Genomic DNA, 15,931 nt, shown 5'->3' on the forward strand with positions numbered 1-15,931 from the left:
ATAGCTTATCAATTTACCGTTTCCCCATGTCTATCAATACTTAACAGCAAACCAACGGCGATCATTACAATCAGAATCGAAGAACCACCATAGGTTACAAACGGCAGTGGCAGACCGGTAAGCGGAATAACTACAAGATTAGTAGCAAAATGTAGAAGTGCCTGAAGTAAAATCCATGCCCCAATACCAAGTGCAATAAGCCGCCCTATCGGATCGACGGTTTTTAATGCAATCATTGTTGCAAATACTGCAAAAGCCACATACAATCCCATAAACAAAATCCCGTTCCAAAAACCTACTTCCTCAAGAATTACAGCAATAATTGAATCGGTAAAAGCAGTATTTTCGACCAAAAAACCATGTTCCTGCATTGAGTTACCTAGTCCAACTCCCTTTGCACCACCGTTCCCAATTCCTATTAAAATTCGCTGGATCTGATACCCGCTTCCATGCATCTCCTCTTCAGATACAATTCCGGTTTTAAATACCTCAAGAAACGTATTTATACGTTTAAGTCTGTATGGCGCTACGATTCCAGCAACAACCATTAGTAAAAGCAGAATAATTACTACGGAAATACTTCCCATCATGTGTACGATATCTTTACCCGAAACAAAAAAAATTATAAATGAGGTTGCCAATACAATCATAGTAGTTCCCATATCCGGTTCAATAAGAATCAGAAGCCCTATGCCTCCCGCAATTGCTAAAAATCCTAACAAATCATATAAGAAGTGTCTTTGTAGTGCCTCTTTAAAAGATTTAACAGTTGGTTTAGGCTTAGAAAGCCAAGATGCCAAATAAATTATTATTCCAAGTTTTGCAAACTCAGCCGGCTGAATTGTCCCCACCCCGGGAATAACAAACCAACGCCTTGATCCACCAATATACTCACTTAAAAACAATACTGCAACAAGCGAAACAATCATTCCCGAAAGTAAAACAACCATGAACTTACCTTTAGTAAATTTTCGGTAGTCGATCCGAGAAATAACCAGAATTGCCAAAGATCCAAGAGCAACCCACACCAACTGTCTGACTACAAAGTGAAACTTATCGTGAAATACCGTTACCGCTTGATATATACTTGCGTCAAATATAAAAACGATTCCGGCAAACAAAAGGATAAAGGTTATAGCAAGAATACCCCAAGACAGAAGTGACATTTTGGGGGAGTTCCTATTAATTCCTTTTACAGAAAATGCTCTAATTTTCCCGGACTCAGAACCTAATATCACTGGCATTTAAGAAAACTTTAGATATTTTTATAAATCTCAATAATCCCAAGATTATTACTTTGTTTGTTCTGATTTGAGATATTAAGAATTAAAACATTGGAGCCACTTTTTATCTGATAAATTTTTTCGGACTCAGAAACAACAAACTTCACAAATTCATCTCTGTCCGTCGGAACTTTACCGCCTTTTATTAAAACAGTATTAACACCCCGCACAAGCGACAGTTTCTGCATGACACTTTTGTCTTGAGTTAGTGCAATAATTGGAACCTCAGGTAGAAAACTGGATAAAAGCCTTGCTGTAAATCCGCTTTGGGTGTACACAATTATATAATTACAGTCAAGCCCTGCAGCTATCTCCAATGCAGCTCTTACGACCAACCGTTTGACACCAAAATCACCTTCATAATTTGTTATTACACAACTGGCAAGGTCTTCCACCTCGATAGCTACATCCTGCATAACCGAAACGGCTTCTGCCGGATATTCACCAATCGAACTTTCGGCAGAAAGCATTACCGCATCGGCTCCATCTAATATTGCATTGGCAACATCACTAACCTCAGCCCTGGTTGGTCTTGGATTCTTTTTCATCGATTCAAGCATCTGCGTAGCAACAATTACCGGCTTACCGGCCTGCTTACACTTTCTAATTATTTTTTTCTGAATTAGCGGAACTCTATGTAACGGAATTTCAACTCCAAGATCACCTCGTGCAATCATTATTGCGTCAGCTTCTTCGATAATCTCGTCAAGGTGGCTAAGTGACTCGGCTGTTTCAATCTTTGCAATAATGCCAATATTGGAGCCTTTTATAAGCCTTCTTATTGATTTAAGATCAGCCGCTGTTTGAACAAACGATGTGCCAATATAGTTATAATCAAGTTTTACTGCATTTTTTATATTTTCTTTATCTCTTTTGGTAAGCAAAGGAACCGAAAGCTTTGTATACGGTACATTAATAGTTTTTCCATCAGTAACGGTACCGGAGTTTAGTATCTTTATATGAATAAGCCTATCTTTCATTTTTTGGACAATTCCCCTGATATTTCCATCGTCCACTAGAATATTCGTACCAACGCTAATATCTTTATGAAGGTTTGAATAAGTAACATAGGGATATGTTGTTTGGGTTGAATCCGTTGAAATGATTAGCTCACTATTCTTTTTAAGAGTAATTGGGAATTTTTCCTGGAGCTTTATTCTAATTTTGGGTCCTTCGGTATCAATATCCATGGCAATTTGAGGAGAAACAGAGTGAACCAAGGCTTTTATACGTTTTAGTTCGGCATAATCAGCAAATGCAGAGTTAAGCCTTGCAACCCGGAATCCGTTTCTATACATTTTTTTCAGTGTGGTAATATCCCAGGTGGAAGGACCTATCGTTGCTACAATTTTGGTTTTTATCACATGAATTAATAATAAAGCTTAGATTTGATTTTTAATCATAATTAATCTTATCATATTTGGCAAACTATGATATACTCATTTAGCAAATTACATATTTAAAGTTGTTAATGGATCTTAAGAAGTTCCTAAAGCAGTTCATAGTAGCGTTTTTGTGCGTAAACACAGCAATTGCTCTATCGTCTGCTGCAAGATTTCCGGCAGATCTTGTATATTATCTGTTGGTTATAAGTGTTATCTCGATAATTATTACATTCACAGGAAATTTAATAAAATTCTTTACAATCCCCGAAAATTCGGGAACTCGCCTGGTTGCCGGCACATTGCTAGTAATCATTGGAGTCTTAATCTCCGGATACATTGCAAACAATGTTGGATTCTCGGTATCAACGTTCGAATCACTTGATTTAGGATTATTTGTTCTCAAAAAGTTTACGATAAGTGAAACCGCAGCCATGATAATCTTTAGCGTTTTAACGGCTGCCTTAGTTGAAATATTTTATGCAATAGACAAAAAATGAATGAAACAATCTTGAGGGTATCACACCTTATAACAACATTACTCATGGTTTTTTTGATCCTTCTACAAAATAGAACAGATAGCGGTAGCGGATTTTTGTCAGGTGGAGGGGAAACATTTAAAACACGTAGAGGAGTTGAAAAGACTGTATTTGTCATAACAATCCTGATTAGCCTTGCCTTTGTTGTACTCACTATATTGCTTTTAAAGCTTTAACACCTATGTCACAAAAATTTTCAGGAAGATTCTTTAAACTCCTTCTGGCGATAAGAGATCACCTTTGGAACTACCCGGAAACGATTATAAAAGCATTCAAGATTATTTCCCCATTTGGGTACATCGGAGTTTTAACAATTTTACTATACCCTATTATTTCAACGGTCATACCGACCTCTAAAAATCCCCTAAAGCCCGACGTTACAGAAATATATGAGGCTTATATTGGTACAATATCAACGATTAACCCCCTATTCGAAACTAACAACCAAATTGAAAAGGATATAATAAGTCTTGTTTACTCACCTCTTTTTGTAATGGATGCTGAAGGAAAGCTAACATACAAACTTGCCAAAAGTTACTCGGTAGACGAAAGTGGAAAAAATTACACATTTTATCTTAGACAAGATGTACTCTGGCATGACGGTAATATCTTTTCTGCAGACGACGTGGTCTATACATTTACAATGGCCGAACGAATAAAGACACAGAATATCTCGGTTAGAAAGGTCGATGATTTCACCGTAATGTTTAGTTTACCTCAACCAAGTCCAATTTTTTTGGAAACAATAATACTTGGAATAATGCCTAAACACATTTGGGGCAACATAGAAGAAGGTCACATCCCATTCTTCTTTAGGAATCAAGAGCCTATTGGAACCGGACCGTACAAGTTGACATCTTTTAGCGAGCAACAAATTGTTTTAGATAAAAATCCTGATTATTTCGGATGTATCCCATCAATTGATCGCATTAACATTATGATGTTTCCAAATGAGACCGAATTAATAGAAGAACTACAAAGCTTAAAAGTAACTTCGGTACTAAATCCTCCAATAACGCTTCAACCGGTACTATCACAATATGGTCTCATTAAATACTCAAAGCCAATCAAAAGAAATACAAAAGTTCTTTTCCTAAACACCAGAGAAGTAAAGTTTTCGGGTGAAAGTCAGGTCAGTAATATACTACACGATAGCAACATAAGACGTGCAATAGCAATGGCAATAAACAGGGAGGAATTACTTACTGACATTAGTGTTGACGGTGATCCGACAATTACACCATTCGATGAAAATTCATGGGCATTCGACCCACTCCAAAACTATAATATCTATAATCCACAATCTAGCGGCAGTCTTTTAGATGCTGTTTCCTGGGAGGTTAACCCCGAAACCGGTATAAGGGAGAAAAATGGTCAAAAACTCAGTCTTTCAATAACCTATCTTGACAATCCGCAAAATGAGTCGATTGCAGCTTTTTTACAGGAAAGTCTGCTAAAAGTTGGAATCGAACTTCTCCTGGATCCACGTGATTATAGCTCGCTTACTCAAGAAATTATTCCCCTACGTAGTTTTGATCTACTACTCTTTGAAATAGAAACCGGTTTAGACCCAGACTGTTATGCCTGGTACTATGGAGGAAATGTAGAGCATCCTAACCTCAATCTGTCGGGATATTCATTACAAAATGTAGATAGAATCCTGGAGGAAGCAAGAACAACTATTGACAAAACTGAGCGTCAAGGGCTATACCATAGATTCTTGATTTACTACAACCTAGATATTCCAATAATATATTTATATCATCCTGCACTTGAGTACTATGTAAGCTCAACTGTATCCAATATTGATTTGTCTAACGTGACCCTAGCAGAGGATAGATTTTTGGGTATTTGTAACTGGGAAGCCAGCAAGTAAGTCACTTCTCTCATAGGTATCTTCCGGATTACTGTTTCACTACTTATCCCAACACGGTCATCTGTTGCCCAGTATGTTCTCAGAGAACCCCTTGCTTGTTTTGCTTTCTTGTTAAGGTGAATCTCTGCTCACATACCGGTCTTCCAGAGTTTTACTTTACTATTTCACTACTTCACTATTTCACTGTATAATTAGTTACTGCCGGGGTGGTGAAATTGGTAGACACGTACGCTTCAGAAGCGTATGTCCTTTATCGGACGTGCAGGTTCGATTCCTGTTCCCGGCATTTTATAAATATCCACAAAAATCATGCTTCGAAAGGATTCTGTTTATATACTTAAATGTCGAAGAATAAAGGAGAACACTCTTCTTGTTACTGTTTTTAGTAGGATTTACGGAAGATATTCATTTATTACTCAAAAGGGGAAGGATCTTTCTACGTCCGAAGCTATTCAGCCTTTTAATCTTTGCATGCTTCAGCTTTATCAGGCAAGAGGACTTCCTATTCTTAAAGAACTATCAGTTGAAGAGGAGTTCAGTCCTAAGTCCAATTTGACAAATCAGCTTGCGGCACTATATATTATCTCGGTGCTGGCTCAGATAACACCTGAAGATCTTCCGCTTCCGGAAAGTTTTGATGCCGTTACCAAAATAATTAAAAAACTTGAATCGATAAGTCTCAAAAAAACCGATATACAAACGGTAAAGGATTTCTTCTTGAAAGTTCTTCTAAATGAACTCGGTGTGGAGGGAGATAGAGATCTACACGAAAAAGCAGAGGCTTATTTTCAAAAACAACTCTGGAAACTTAATATGGAAAATCTTGAATAAATGAATATACTTGGAATTGAAACCAGCTGTGATGAGACTTCTGTTGCTATAGTAAGTAACGGAAAAGATGTCCTAAGTTCGGTAACAAATAGCCAGCAGGCGATTCATGAAAAGTATGGTGGTGTTATTCCCGAGCTTGGTGCCAGAAAACATATTGAAAATATTGGCGTAGTATACAAAGAGGCTCTTGACATTGCCAGACTTGGTTTAAATGATATTGCAGCAATTGCTGTAACAACTTCTCCCGGTTTATCTCCTGCATTAAAGACCGGAATCGCATTTGCAATGGGTTTAAGTCAGTATGGACTACCTCTTATAAAGGTAAACCATGTAATTGCACACGCCTACTCACTTTTCCTAAGTCAGGCTTATCCCAACCCTGATTATCCAATAATCACTTTAATTGTTTCGGGTGGACATACTCAGCTTGTCCGATTTGACTCGCCCATCGAATTTGAAATTCTTGGTTCCACAATCGATGATGCGGCAGGAGAGTGTTTTGATAAAGTTGCCAGAATGCTAAATCTTCCCTATCCCGGCGGGCCGGTAATTGACAAAATATCAAGCCTTGGGGACGAAAAAGCAATTTCTTTTCCAAGACCAATGATTGAATCAAATAATTTTGACTTCAGTTTCTCGGGACTTAAGACCGCGGTTTTGTACCACATAAGAGACACAAAACTCACACCTTCCCTAGAAGAATCCAACGATCCGCAAAAAGAAATTAGCCGACTCACGACCTATGATATTGCGGCCTCTTTTCAGGAAGCCGTAGTTGATGTACTTGTCGATAAAACTGTAAGACTCGCGATAAAAGAATCCGTTAGAAACATAGGAATCGCAGGTGGTGTATCGGCAAACAGTCGGCTCCGTGAAAAAATGATAAGACGTGCAAACGAACACAACCTTGACCTGTTCTATCCCGAGCTTAATTACTGTACAGATAATGCAGCAATGGTTGCCGGACTCGGATACCATATGCTAAAGCAGGATTAATCTGCTTCGGTAAACTTGTCGGAATCGTCATTTCCACACTTCGGACATTTTTTTAACGGATGGTTCCCTTCGTATAAAAAACCACAAACCAAACATTTGTATCTGCGCCACCTTAACTCAAGCTCCTCTTCCGAAGTCACGCCCACCTTTGGGTGGGAAGAATCATCTGCAGGAATATCTATTTTCGGTTGCATATCAGCCGCTGTATTAGGCTGTGCACTACCCTGCGGTGCATTATTCTGAAAAGTCGGTGTCTGTTGTTGATCCATCTTTAAGTGCTTCAATTTGAGTTAAGGCAGTTGTAAGCTCATCTTTAAGTTTTTGAGCCTCATCTGCAGTGATTGTTCCTTCCGCATTCATGGTATCAATTGATTCCATAAGCTTATTTACAATCTCAGTAGCCTTGTCAAAATCTCCCATTGATAAATAGATCCGGGCTATTCTTAAATCAATGTCGTAAGACAGTACGGGAAATGTTGATTTAAGGTCGGTATATAATGTGTATGCCTCTTGATAATTTCCTATTGAAGAATAAAAATCGGCAAGAGTTATCCTAAGATTAATATTAATCGGATTTAATGACAAACTTTGATTGTATGCATTAATTGCTCCCGTTGAATAAGGATCGTTTTCAGAAAGAAGGTTCAGTTGTGCAAAAACATTCCCGCGAAATTCCCAGGCTTCATAATTTAATGGATATTTTTCGACCATACGTTCAGTTCCTTCTATTAGCTCTTCCACAATTACTGCAATCGATGTACTCTCAGGATCATCGGAAATCAGCTTCACAAGGTCTTCGAAAAGGAATGTATTCCTTACTGTGTAGTATTTTAATTCATCAACCGTTGTAAGTGCTTTGTTAATGTTTGAGTAAGTCTTGGTTTGGTCCACTTCATACTGTTCTACTGTTTTGATATATAAACTCTCAGCCCAAAGTCTTCGAGCATATAAAGATCCGAAATAAAGCAGACAAATAAGTCCTAAAATTCCGACAGCAAACTCAATTGCTCCGCTAAACTTTTGTTTATTAGTTACACCTTCATCGAGTGACATTGATAACTTGAGCGTTAATGTCTTTTCTTTTCCGGGATTCACAATATAATAAGCACTAAACGTAACCCCTAAAACAATTACCAGAAGTAAGGCATATTGAATAGGCGCCGGAATTATAAGCAGTCCCAATAGCATTATTAATGATGCTATCGTTAACCCACCGGTTAAGTTGCTAAACGGATCGGTTCCTTGTTGAGATTTATCAAATATAATTTGTTTAATAATAAATCCAATGACAATTAGGAAGGCTATAAATCCGAATATTCCAAAAGACACAAGGAGTGTGTTTATCAAAGGTCCAACCCAGACAAATCCCATCTCTGGAATCATATTATCCATAAACATGGTTAAATCTCGATATCGCATAAAAACAATGCTATCAATTCCGGGTCCAACACCGGTAAATAGCGTTTGAATATTTGCTGAAACTGCGTCGACTGTTAAGTCCCATGCATATTTTATTGGCATGGCACTTATTCCAAAGTTAGCAAGAGTTTCGAATTTGTCTTTTATACTGTTAAAATAAAATGCAAGCCCCAGAGAAACCAGAATGGTGGATATAAATATAAATAATGATTTTCCCTTGGAGAATACATCTTTAAATTTGGTCAACCACAAAATGACCAAAACACATACAACTATTAGTGTCACAGCTATTCCAAATGGAGTAAATAGTCCAAATGACAGGTCGTAAACATTTAAAAGTAGAAAAGTTGAAAATCCGGTTGTAAAAGTCAGAATCGGGGTCAAAAACAGAAGATAGGTTTTATTGAAAGACTCCTGTGCCACAAAGTAAATTCCACCAATAGAAACAGCCAATAAAAGGTATGCAAACGGCACAATATATGAAGTCGGAACAAAACCTCCGCCGAAAAAGCTGTTTGCAAGATCAATTCGTCCGAGAAGTTGAAATAATTGTACAACTGCAGCTACAAATAATGCAATACAGAAAATTCCTACCCAAAGAAAAATGTCACGCTTGGATAACTGAGCATTTATTATTACCATAAATAGAAGCCCTAAAAGAACAAGCGTTAAAATTCCCACTGTTGGATACTCCATTGATGCAAGAAAATTTTTATACCCCGGATGAAAAAATATAGTAACAAAAAGAACAACTATAAATCCGACATATGCCCACATTGCGTCCACATATTTCAAGGTAAACATCCCGTTCTTCTTTGAAAAGATCAGAAACCATACTCCAAGAACAAGACATATGAATACTGTCATTAAAAGCAATGAAATGTTGTTTACTTGAAAATATATAGGATATATTCCGATTATTACGGCAACACTTAGAAGAGCCAGGGTCATTATTCCCAGTCTTTTACCAAGAGGATAATTGGACATTGCAGACAGATTTGAATTTATTTTTCTGAAACCAGGATACGCGTATTAACAATTTTTTCACGTTTTGACTGATTCTGTATAAGTATACCATTTTCATTATTTGGTGCAACAATTTCATGATATACGCTATTTACCGTAAGCTTATACCTACCCTTTTTTACCCAAAACAAAAATGTACCAAAATCATCCGTTACTCGCCTATCAATTACCTGGGAAAATTCCAAGTCGACAAGGTCTATAGTTATACCCGGAACCGGAGTACCATCTGCTAAAACAACCTTTCCCTTTCGAGTAGATGAAGGCGTAGTCAGTTCTAAAAGCTTAAGCAACAAAAAGAACACACTTATTCCAAATAAAACATAGTTATACCAGGCTGGACTTAATACAAGAACAATTCCCGAAAAGATAAAGCTTGCAATCACAATTAGTGTGTTAAATCTTGTAAAAAAGTTGTTTAGACCTATCGAAAGCTTTCGCACAAATCGACTTTGGATTTTATATTGAATAGGGTCAAGTGGAATACTAACCGCAGAATCATATTTTTCAAATTGCTTGTAGGCAGAATGCGTATACACGTTGGTATATGGAAAGTCATTTTCGACCAGCACAATATCCGAAGGAAAAGTATAGCCCTTTAAACTTGCATGTAACTGGATCGGCTCGTCAACTTTTTTAAAATAAAATGTACCCCTGAAATCGGTAACTGCAGTTCTTAAAAGCTTGTGGTCTTTATTAAACACACGAATCACAACCCGAGCTAATGGCTCCTTTGTCAATGAATTGTATACAACACCCTGCTTAAGAGGTAATTTTGTAAACCCGATAAGGTTAAATAGGTTTAAAATTAACTGGAAGAAATAAGGAACATTTAAAACCTGCCACCAGAGGTATACGTTTACTGCCGCTAAAGCATAGGCACCTGCAGCAGTTACGTTCTTTGCAACTTCGGGTACAGACTTAATAAATACCTGGGTACGCTCAAAGAGATCCACAAGAAATTCAATCTGTGTCTCGAAAAAGCCTTTTACCGGTTCAATTATCGGTGCCTCCCTTTGTATTTCCAAAACCCTCTGATTCGATTCCCCTTCCGGACCTGTAATCGTTGTATATTGAATCTTAAAGACATATACTCCGTACCAAAGTTCCTGATTAGACCCCCAGATTTCATTAAGATTGTAGACATTTTGTGCACCGGAGATTAACCCCCAAGACTCAAACGGACCTCCATCTTTACTTACAAGTAATATAGCCTCGGTTATCCCATCCCATAAGGCGTCTACACTTATCGTTATTAGCCCATTATTATTGTATGTAGCACTTTCAAGATATATATATACGTCTTCATACACCTGAGTACTGCTAACAATATTTGACCATGTAGTTTCGTTTTCATAGGGTCCCTTACATTTAGCTCTGTAAAAATATTTCTGACCTATGGACAAGTCTTCAAATGTATAAAACTCGGTTAGGATATACCCTGAATTTGATAATACTTCGGAAAAGTCGTGGAAAACCGAAATTTCCAGATAGTAGGAAGCACACCCTAACCCAGGATTTATGTAAATTGTATTTTGATTACCTATTGTAAATTCAGGCTCTTCCTGGAGAGTCGGCGAACTTATTGGATAAACCTGCAAACTATTTACAATATTCGACCAATTACTTTCATAATTAAACTCGTTTCTGCACATGACCCGATAGTAATACATTGTATCGACAGCAAGTCCCGAAAATGTATAGCTAGTGCTCGAAACAAATCCCGACTCGGCAACTATATCGGAAAAGGATAAATCCCTTGAGGCCTGCGCAAGATAATTATGACACCCCGTACCGGCGGACCAGTAAACCGTATTTGAGGAACCTACCGTTTCTGCAGGCTCGGGTTGCATTATGGGTGCAACCATCTGGCCTACTGTAAAACTATCGGTGTAAGTAAGTGTAAAGGAATAGGGTGAGGTTACATCGATACTAACGTCATACGTTCCGGGGTTCGTACAGCTTATGTATCCGGTTGCAATCCCGTTTATGTCCGTTGGAGACATTGGCTGAGTAACATCGCAAGAAGAGATCGGATCAACATTTATATAAACATAAAATCCCGGTACGGGCACATAGCTTAATCCTCGAAGATAGATTGTTACGGCAACAGGTTCTGCCTGCTCTGCAATTGAAGGATTCAGGGTAAAGTATGAATTATCCCTGTAATAGTTTATGTATTCACTATATACGGTTGCATTTATTTCAACGTCTGTCTGAGCAAAGATCGGATAAACTCCCATGAAAAACCAGGCTAACGTTGCGAGTACGAATATGTATAGTATGCTTGAAGTTTTCATTAAAGAATATTAAACTCTCGTAGTGTTCCAGTATATGTTAAATCCTAATAAATAACAATGGCTACCATATTTATTCATTCCGACCCAGATATCACTAAAGCCCGCGTAACAAGATACTTATCAAGAAAATTAAAAATTAACAAAGAAATTTCACTTGATCAAAATACACTTCCCGATATCCATATCCTTCTAGGAACTGAGAGTATAAAAATAAACGAGATTAAAAAACTCATGGATGATCTTTCGTTTAAACCTATGCAGCTCTCCAAGCAATTTGGGATAATAATGAACGCCCATATGATGACTCCTACAGCCCAAAATGCCCTTTTAAAAAATCTCGAAGAACACCCGGATAGTACCGAATATATACTAACAACTCAGGATATTCATTTGCTTCTTCCCACAATCATTTCACGATGCAGGGTCAAATATGTTAAAAAAGCATTCCACAAAACTGAGATTCCGGATGTCTGCAAAGAATTCAACTCTTCTCCCAAATACAGAAAATTATTAATTGTTAAGGAGATTTCAGATCAAAAGGATTCAAACGTCGTTTTTTCATTCCTAACCGGATTATTGCGATTAAGCCAAGAAGATCTTTCAAGCAAAAAACTAAATGTAGCCACCCCAAATATAAAGCTTGTACAATTTGTCCAAAACTATATAAAGCAAAACGTAAACAAGGCGCTGGCGCTTGATTATCTTGTTATTCACTGGAAGCGAATTTAATCTGTTTTAATTTGTACTTCTATTCTACTTTCAGGAAGAATGTTTGGGACTCTATCCGCCCACTCAATTATTACCAGTCCACCAATTTCCAAGAATTCAAACAAAGATATTGATTCCTTAAACTCTTCTTCCGTTAGTCGATATGCATCTATATGAAACACAGGTCCATTAAAAACTTTCCCTGAAGCTATGTATTCATTCATTAAAACAAAGGTGGGACTTACAACTGGCTCCTTGACATTAAGTGTTGCCAAAAGTTTACCTGTAAGATATGTTTTTCCTGCGCCAAGTTCACCATACAAGCAAATACATTTGCATTCGGGAATAAGCTTCAGCACTTCTGACACCAATGCATCGTAATCTTTAAATTCTAGTGTTTTTTCTTTGTATTTAACCAAATACTCCCTACTGACACTCACTTCTCCCTCCGACGATTGGACAGCTGAAGTTTTCAACGTTTATTCTCCCAAGATACTCTCGTACAATGTCAATATACTTAGGATCATATATGAAAACCTCGGCCGGATGATTTCTGTTGGCGCCTATTCCAAGACTTCGACCTAACGTTATATTCCCCATGGAAAAGAGGGTACCCTTTAGCACAAGCTGGTTTGTATCAGCCTGTATTAATGTACTGCCCGAAACGATTATTGCTGCCTCAATATAATCATCGGATACCGTATCACCGTTCCTATCAAGAGTAGCACTTGCACCCGGACCAATAGTTAAATTGCCCCTCACAATAAATACAATCCCGCTTGATACATTTGCGCCCCTAAGGTCCGGTGAAATTGTAAGATCACCATCTACAAAGATTACCTTTACACCTGAATATGTTCCTGATGCCACTCCTCCGCCCCACCTGAATACTCCGTTTGATGAATTCGTAGTCAACGTAGTAGAATTAAGAACCGTCCAACTATCTCCTGCGTAACCGGTATTAAGTTCAGCCGTCTGTTTGAGTAGACTATACCAGTCAACATTTCCTCCACTTGATGAAGTTTTGTTACGCTCGCCCGGATATCCTGTTATCACAAATGAGCTTTGGGATGTTCCTGTTGTAAGGGTGCTTGGAGTAACATTTATAGATCCGCCTGAATAAGCAAGATAACTTGATAAATACCACAACTGCCCAAAACTCGTTCCATTATTTGCAATACCTACGGTAATATTTCCTCCGGAGTAAACATCACCCTTACTTGTAACAAACCATGGAGCATCAATTGTATAACCTAAGGTTGCTATTCGTTTGTTTCCTGCCAGATCTTGTGCAGTTACCCTAAAATTGTAAGTACCGCTACCAATTCCCGAAACAATTACGTAACAAGTACCGGACAATGTCCCTGCCGCTTGCGTACACGTTGTTGAGACTATATTCCCAGGAGCAAACCTTGTATACGTCCCTCCATTCACCGAAAATCTCAAATTGAAAAACCCGGAGGTTGAAGTTTCTGATGCAAACGAAGCTCCTCCCGCAAGTCCACCTCCATCTTCCGCTACCTGTGAATCAGAATAGGAAATATTTATCCTAAGTCTGTCGGCATAATAACCGCCGACTCCGTTTGAAACTGCCTCTATACTTGTAATATTTGCGCTTGGTGCAGAATTATCAACATAAAGCTCAAAGTCATTGTCTGTAGGTAAACAACCCCATGAGCTTCCATTCCATGCACAGGCATAATGACCATTGGGTCCAATATTTGCTCTCATCAGTGACCAACTGCTACGAACACTGGTACCATTAAATTGTACTATTCCGCTTTTATCTGATGCATGTTGGAAAAGATATAACTTCCCGGATAAACTGCTACTTACGGGTCTATATGTATAATTTACCGTAACAACGCCGGATGCCTTGGTTACTGACTGAGTGCGCACTTCCGTGTTACCAACGGTGCAGGAACCGGAAGTAGCCGTATCGGTACCCGAACTTGTTAACGAACATAAGCTTGTGCTACCGGCCAAGTTGGTTGTCCAGTAAGATTGACTACTAAAATCAGGGGAAATTGACCATGGATATCTTCGCCAATCGTTATCACAACCATTTCCGGTGTTTTTAGGTTGGCAGAAACTATATGCGTAATTCCAACCGCAATTTGCCGTTGCATTACACGAACTAGCATTGGTTACTGTTCTACAAGATATTGTACCATTGTATGAATTATCACAATTTTTATTTATCATTTCGGACAGTCCACAAGAGCAAAGGCTTCCCGTACCAATATATTGAATACCTCTCATTACCCAGTTACCTGTACCACCTGCCCTTATGTTATCGGCTCTAAGCATAAATGCTGCGGCCAGACCCGCCCTATTTGTCTCGGGAGCATTGTTACTACTTTGAAGCCAGTAAGCAAGATTTGTAACTGAATCAATTGAGAATGTATGCCCAATGGTTGATCGAATATTAATTTGTTTTAAGTTTGCATTATTACCGACATAAAGTTGACATTTGTTTCTAACCGCATTCCAAGCACAGGCTGACTTGGCCTGACATGTTGCACTTGTTTTATATGAATTACAGTTATCGTAATAAGTTGCAGCATCGGTACTTACCTGCACGGTATTGATTGTTGGATAAGCATTTACAAACCTATAAAAGAAATTTTTAAAATCACCTCCCCAAGCAGTTACATTACACCTTCTCATATCACCTGTTGCTATTTGGACAATGTTAACTCTACCTATTGTTGATGGATTGGTCCGTTCCAAAAGATAATTCTGAATATCAGGAGTGTAATTTCTTTGAGAATTTTCCATACTGTAAGTTGCGTTACAGTTGCTTGGACTATCCTGGCACGTATTTGTTATCTTTTGATTGGCGTCGTTGTTACATTTCCAACCACCTCCCTCGGGACAGTAATCATAGATCCAGGTATTTCTTGTGTTGTACATTGCCTGAACAGCTTGTGCATTAGGCCACGTAGCCGATGTTTTAATATATACGTTTAGAGCAAAGTCATACTGAATCCACTTACCAACCCCAGTTATTCTGTCTGACATAATATAAACGGGCGTTCCGGCAGGTGGAAGCTGAATGGTTGTAGGTTGGTTAGGATTTGTAGAAAGTGATTTACATGTTTCAGTGCTTATACTTCCAATACATAGGTAACCAAAGGTTGTTTGCATCGGCGGACCAGATACAGTTTCAATACAGCCTGGCGGAGTCGGTGATGGCGGAATAACCGGTGTTGTTCCACAGGTATATATATTTCCACAGGCACAAGTAAATGAACAATTTGCCCCTGCAGGACACGCACTTCCAACACAGTGAACTCCCGCACAGCCACAAGTAGTACTGCATGTGCCTTGCCTGCAAAATCGACCATCGGAACAATACTCACCAGCGCCAAAGTTCTGACAACAACAGCTAACGCTAGGTCCACAATTATTCACAACGGGAGTTGGACTAACAGTACAAGCGGTTATTGTACAATCAGCCCATACCTTAAACCTTCCAAACAAAAATATTCCCCCACCGAACAAAAATACTCCAAGAACCAATTGAACTGTAAACCATAGGGGTTTTGACCTTTTAACTGCAGCTAGCATT

Annotated in this window: 13 protein-coding genes and 1 tRNA gene; 7 read left to right on the forward strand and 7 right to left on the reverse strand. The window is 38.4% G+C overall.

Annotation, left to right across the window (positions count from 1 at the left end; translation table 11 throughout):
• Positions 1-8: 8 nt before the first annotated feature.
• Both JW962_00555 and pyk read right to left on the reverse strand, forming a co-directional pair.
• Positions 9-1,244 (reverse strand): FtsW/RodA/SpoVE family cell cycle protein, encoded by a 1,236-nt coding sequence (locus tag JW962_00555; GenBank protein ID MBN1373812.1) that lies wholly within the window; start codon positions 1,242-1,244, stop codon positions 9-11.
• Between the two features lie 11 nt (positions 1,245-1,255).
• On the reverse strand, positions 1,256-2,647 hold the full coding sequence (gene pyk, locus JW962_00560; protein ID MBN1373813.1) for a pyruvate kinase: 1,392 nt from the start codon (positions 2,645-2,647) through the stop codon (positions 1,256-1,258).
• A gap of 107 nt (positions 2,648-2,754) precedes the next feature.
• Between pyk and JW962_00565 the strand changes: the two genes are divergently transcribed.
• The 6 genes from JW962_00565 to tsaD all read left to right on the forward strand — a co-directional run bounded on the left by JW962_00565 (position 2,755) and on the right by tsaD (position 6,907).
• Entirely contained in the window at positions 2,755-3,165 is a 411-nt protein-coding gene (locus JW962_00565; protein MBN1373814.1) for a hypothetical protein, read from the forward strand.
• On the forward strand, positions 3,162-3,380 hold the full coding sequence (gene secG, locus JW962_00570) for a preprotein translocase subunit SecG (protein MBN1373815.1): 219 nt from the start codon (positions 3,162-3,164) through the stop codon (positions 3,378-3,380). The genes JW962_00565 and secG overlap by 4 nt, the downstream gene beginning before the upstream one ends.
• A 5-nt stretch (positions 3,381-3,385) precedes the next feature.
• Positions 3,386-5,080 carry a hypothetical protein gene (locus JW962_00575; GenBank protein MBN1373816.1) on the forward strand — a complete coding sequence of 565 codons (1,695 nt, stop codon included), beginning with the start codon at positions 3,386-3,388 and terminating at the stop codon, positions 5,078-5,080.
• Between the two features lie 200 nt (positions 5,081-5,280).
• Positions 5,281-5,366, forward strand: a tRNA-Leu gene (locus JW962_00580).
• A gap of 23 nt (positions 5,367-5,389) precedes the next feature.
• A complete protein-coding gene (recO, locus tag JW962_00585) occupies positions 5,390-5,911 on the forward strand; it encodes a DNA repair protein RecO (protein MBN1373817.1) in 522 nt (173 codons plus the stop codon).
• Complete coding sequence (gene tsaD / locus JW962_00590) at positions 5,912-6,907, forward strand: tRNA (adenosine(37)-N6)-threonylcarbamoyltransferase complex transferase subunit TsaD (protein MBN1373818.1); 996 nt, start codon at positions 5,912-5,914, stop codon at positions 6,905-6,907.
• Here the strand turns inward: tsaD and JW962_00595 are convergent.
• From JW962_00595 to JW962_00605, 3 genes are read right to left on the reverse strand one after another with little or no spacing between them, the layout of a single operon-like run.
• A complete protein-coding gene (locus JW962_00595) occupies positions 6,904-7,176 on the reverse strand; it encodes a hypothetical protein (GenBank protein ID MBN1373819.1) in 273 nt (90 codons plus the stop codon). The two genes, tsaD and JW962_00595, sit on opposite strands and share 4 nt — an antisense overlap.
• Entirely contained in the window at positions 7,142-9,313 is a 2,172-nt protein-coding gene (locus JW962_00600; GenBank protein ID MBN1373820.1) for a tetratricopeptide repeat protein, read from the reverse strand. The genes JW962_00595 and JW962_00600 overlap by 35 nt, the downstream gene beginning before the upstream one ends.
• Before the next feature lie 17 nt (positions 9,314-9,330).
• Positions 9,331-11,649, reverse strand: a complete 2,319-nt coding sequence (locus JW962_00605; protein ID MBN1373821.1) for a hypothetical protein — start codon at positions 11,647-11,649, stop codon at positions 9,331-9,333.
• Between the two features lie 57 nt (positions 11,650-11,706).
• Here JW962_00605 and JW962_00610 point away from each other — a divergent pair, with 57 nt between their 5' ends.
• Positions 11,707-12,378, forward strand: coding sequence for a hypothetical protein (locus JW962_00610; GenBank protein ID MBN1373822.1), 672 nt, complete (start codon positions 11,707-11,709; stop codon positions 12,376-12,378).
• Here the strand turns inward: JW962_00610 and tsaE are convergent.
• A complete protein-coding gene (gene tsaE, locus JW962_00615; protein ID MBN1373823.1) occupies positions 12,375-12,797 on the reverse strand; it encodes a tRNA (adenosine(37)-N6)-threonylcarbamoyltransferase complex ATPase subunit type 1 TsaE in 423 nt (140 codons plus the stop codon). The two genes, JW962_00610 and tsaE, sit on opposite strands and share 4 nt — an antisense overlap.
• The gene (locus JW962_00620) at positions 12,784-15,930 is read right to left on the reverse strand and encodes a hypothetical protein (GenBank protein ID MBN1373824.1); all 3,147 of its coding nucleotides are present in this window, start codon (positions 15,928-15,930) and stop codon (positions 12,784-12,786) included. Before JW962_00620 ends, tsaE begins: the two co-directional genes overlap by 14 nt.
• Position 15,931 lies beyond the last annotated feature (1 nt).

The organism is Candidatus Dojkabacteria bacterium (assembly GCA_016927995.1).
Classification (GTDB): domain Bacteria; phylum Patescibacteriota; class Dojkabacteria; order JAFGLO01; family JAFGLO01; genus JAFGLO01.

What these genes read in the sequence shown, in the direction of transcription:
- JW962_00620 (MBN1373824.1), bottom strand. Translation starts at nt 15,930, where the DNA reads ATGCTAGCTGCAGTTAAAAGGTCAAAACCCCTATGGTTTACAGTTCAA.
- JW962_00565 (MBN1373814.1), top strand. Translation starts at nt 2,755, where the DNA reads ATGGATCTTAAGAAGTTCCTAAAGCAGTTCATAGTAGCGTTTTTGTGC.
- JW962_00575 (MBN1373816.1), top strand. Translation starts at nt 3,386, where the DNA reads ATGTCACAAAAATTTTCAGGAAGATTCTTTAAACTCCTTCTGGCGATA.
- recO (MBN1373817.1), top strand. Translation starts at nt 5,390, where the DNA reads ATGCTTCGAAAGGATTCTGTTTATATACTTAAATGTCGAAGAATAAAG.
- secG (MBN1373815.1), top strand. Translation starts at nt 3,162, where the DNA reads ATGAATGAAACAATCTTGAGGGTATCACACCTTATAACAACATTACTC.
- tsaD (MBN1373818.1), top strand. Translation starts at nt 5,912, where the DNA reads ATGAATATACTTGGAATTGAAACCAGCTGTGATGAGACTTCTGTTGCT.
- JW962_00600 (MBN1373820.1), bottom strand. Translation starts at nt 9,313, where the DNA reads ATGTCCAATTATCCTCTTGGTAAAAGACTGGGAATAATGACCCTGGCT.
- JW962_00610 (MBN1373822.1), top strand. Translation starts at nt 11,707, where the DNA reads ATGGCTACCATATTTATTCATTCCGACCCAGATATCACTAAAGCCCGC.
- JW962_00555 (MBN1373812.1), bottom strand. Translation starts at nt 1,244, where the DNA reads ATGCCAGTGATATTAGGTTCTGAGTCCGGGAAAATTAGAGCATTTTCT.
- JW962_00595 (MBN1373819.1), bottom strand. Translation starts at nt 7,176, where the DNA reads ATGGATCAACAACAGACACCGACTTTTCAGAATAATGCACCGCAGGGT.
- JW962_00605 (MBN1373821.1), bottom strand. Translation starts at nt 11,649, where the DNA reads ATGAAAACTTCAAGCATACTATACATATTCGTACTCGCAACGTTAGCC.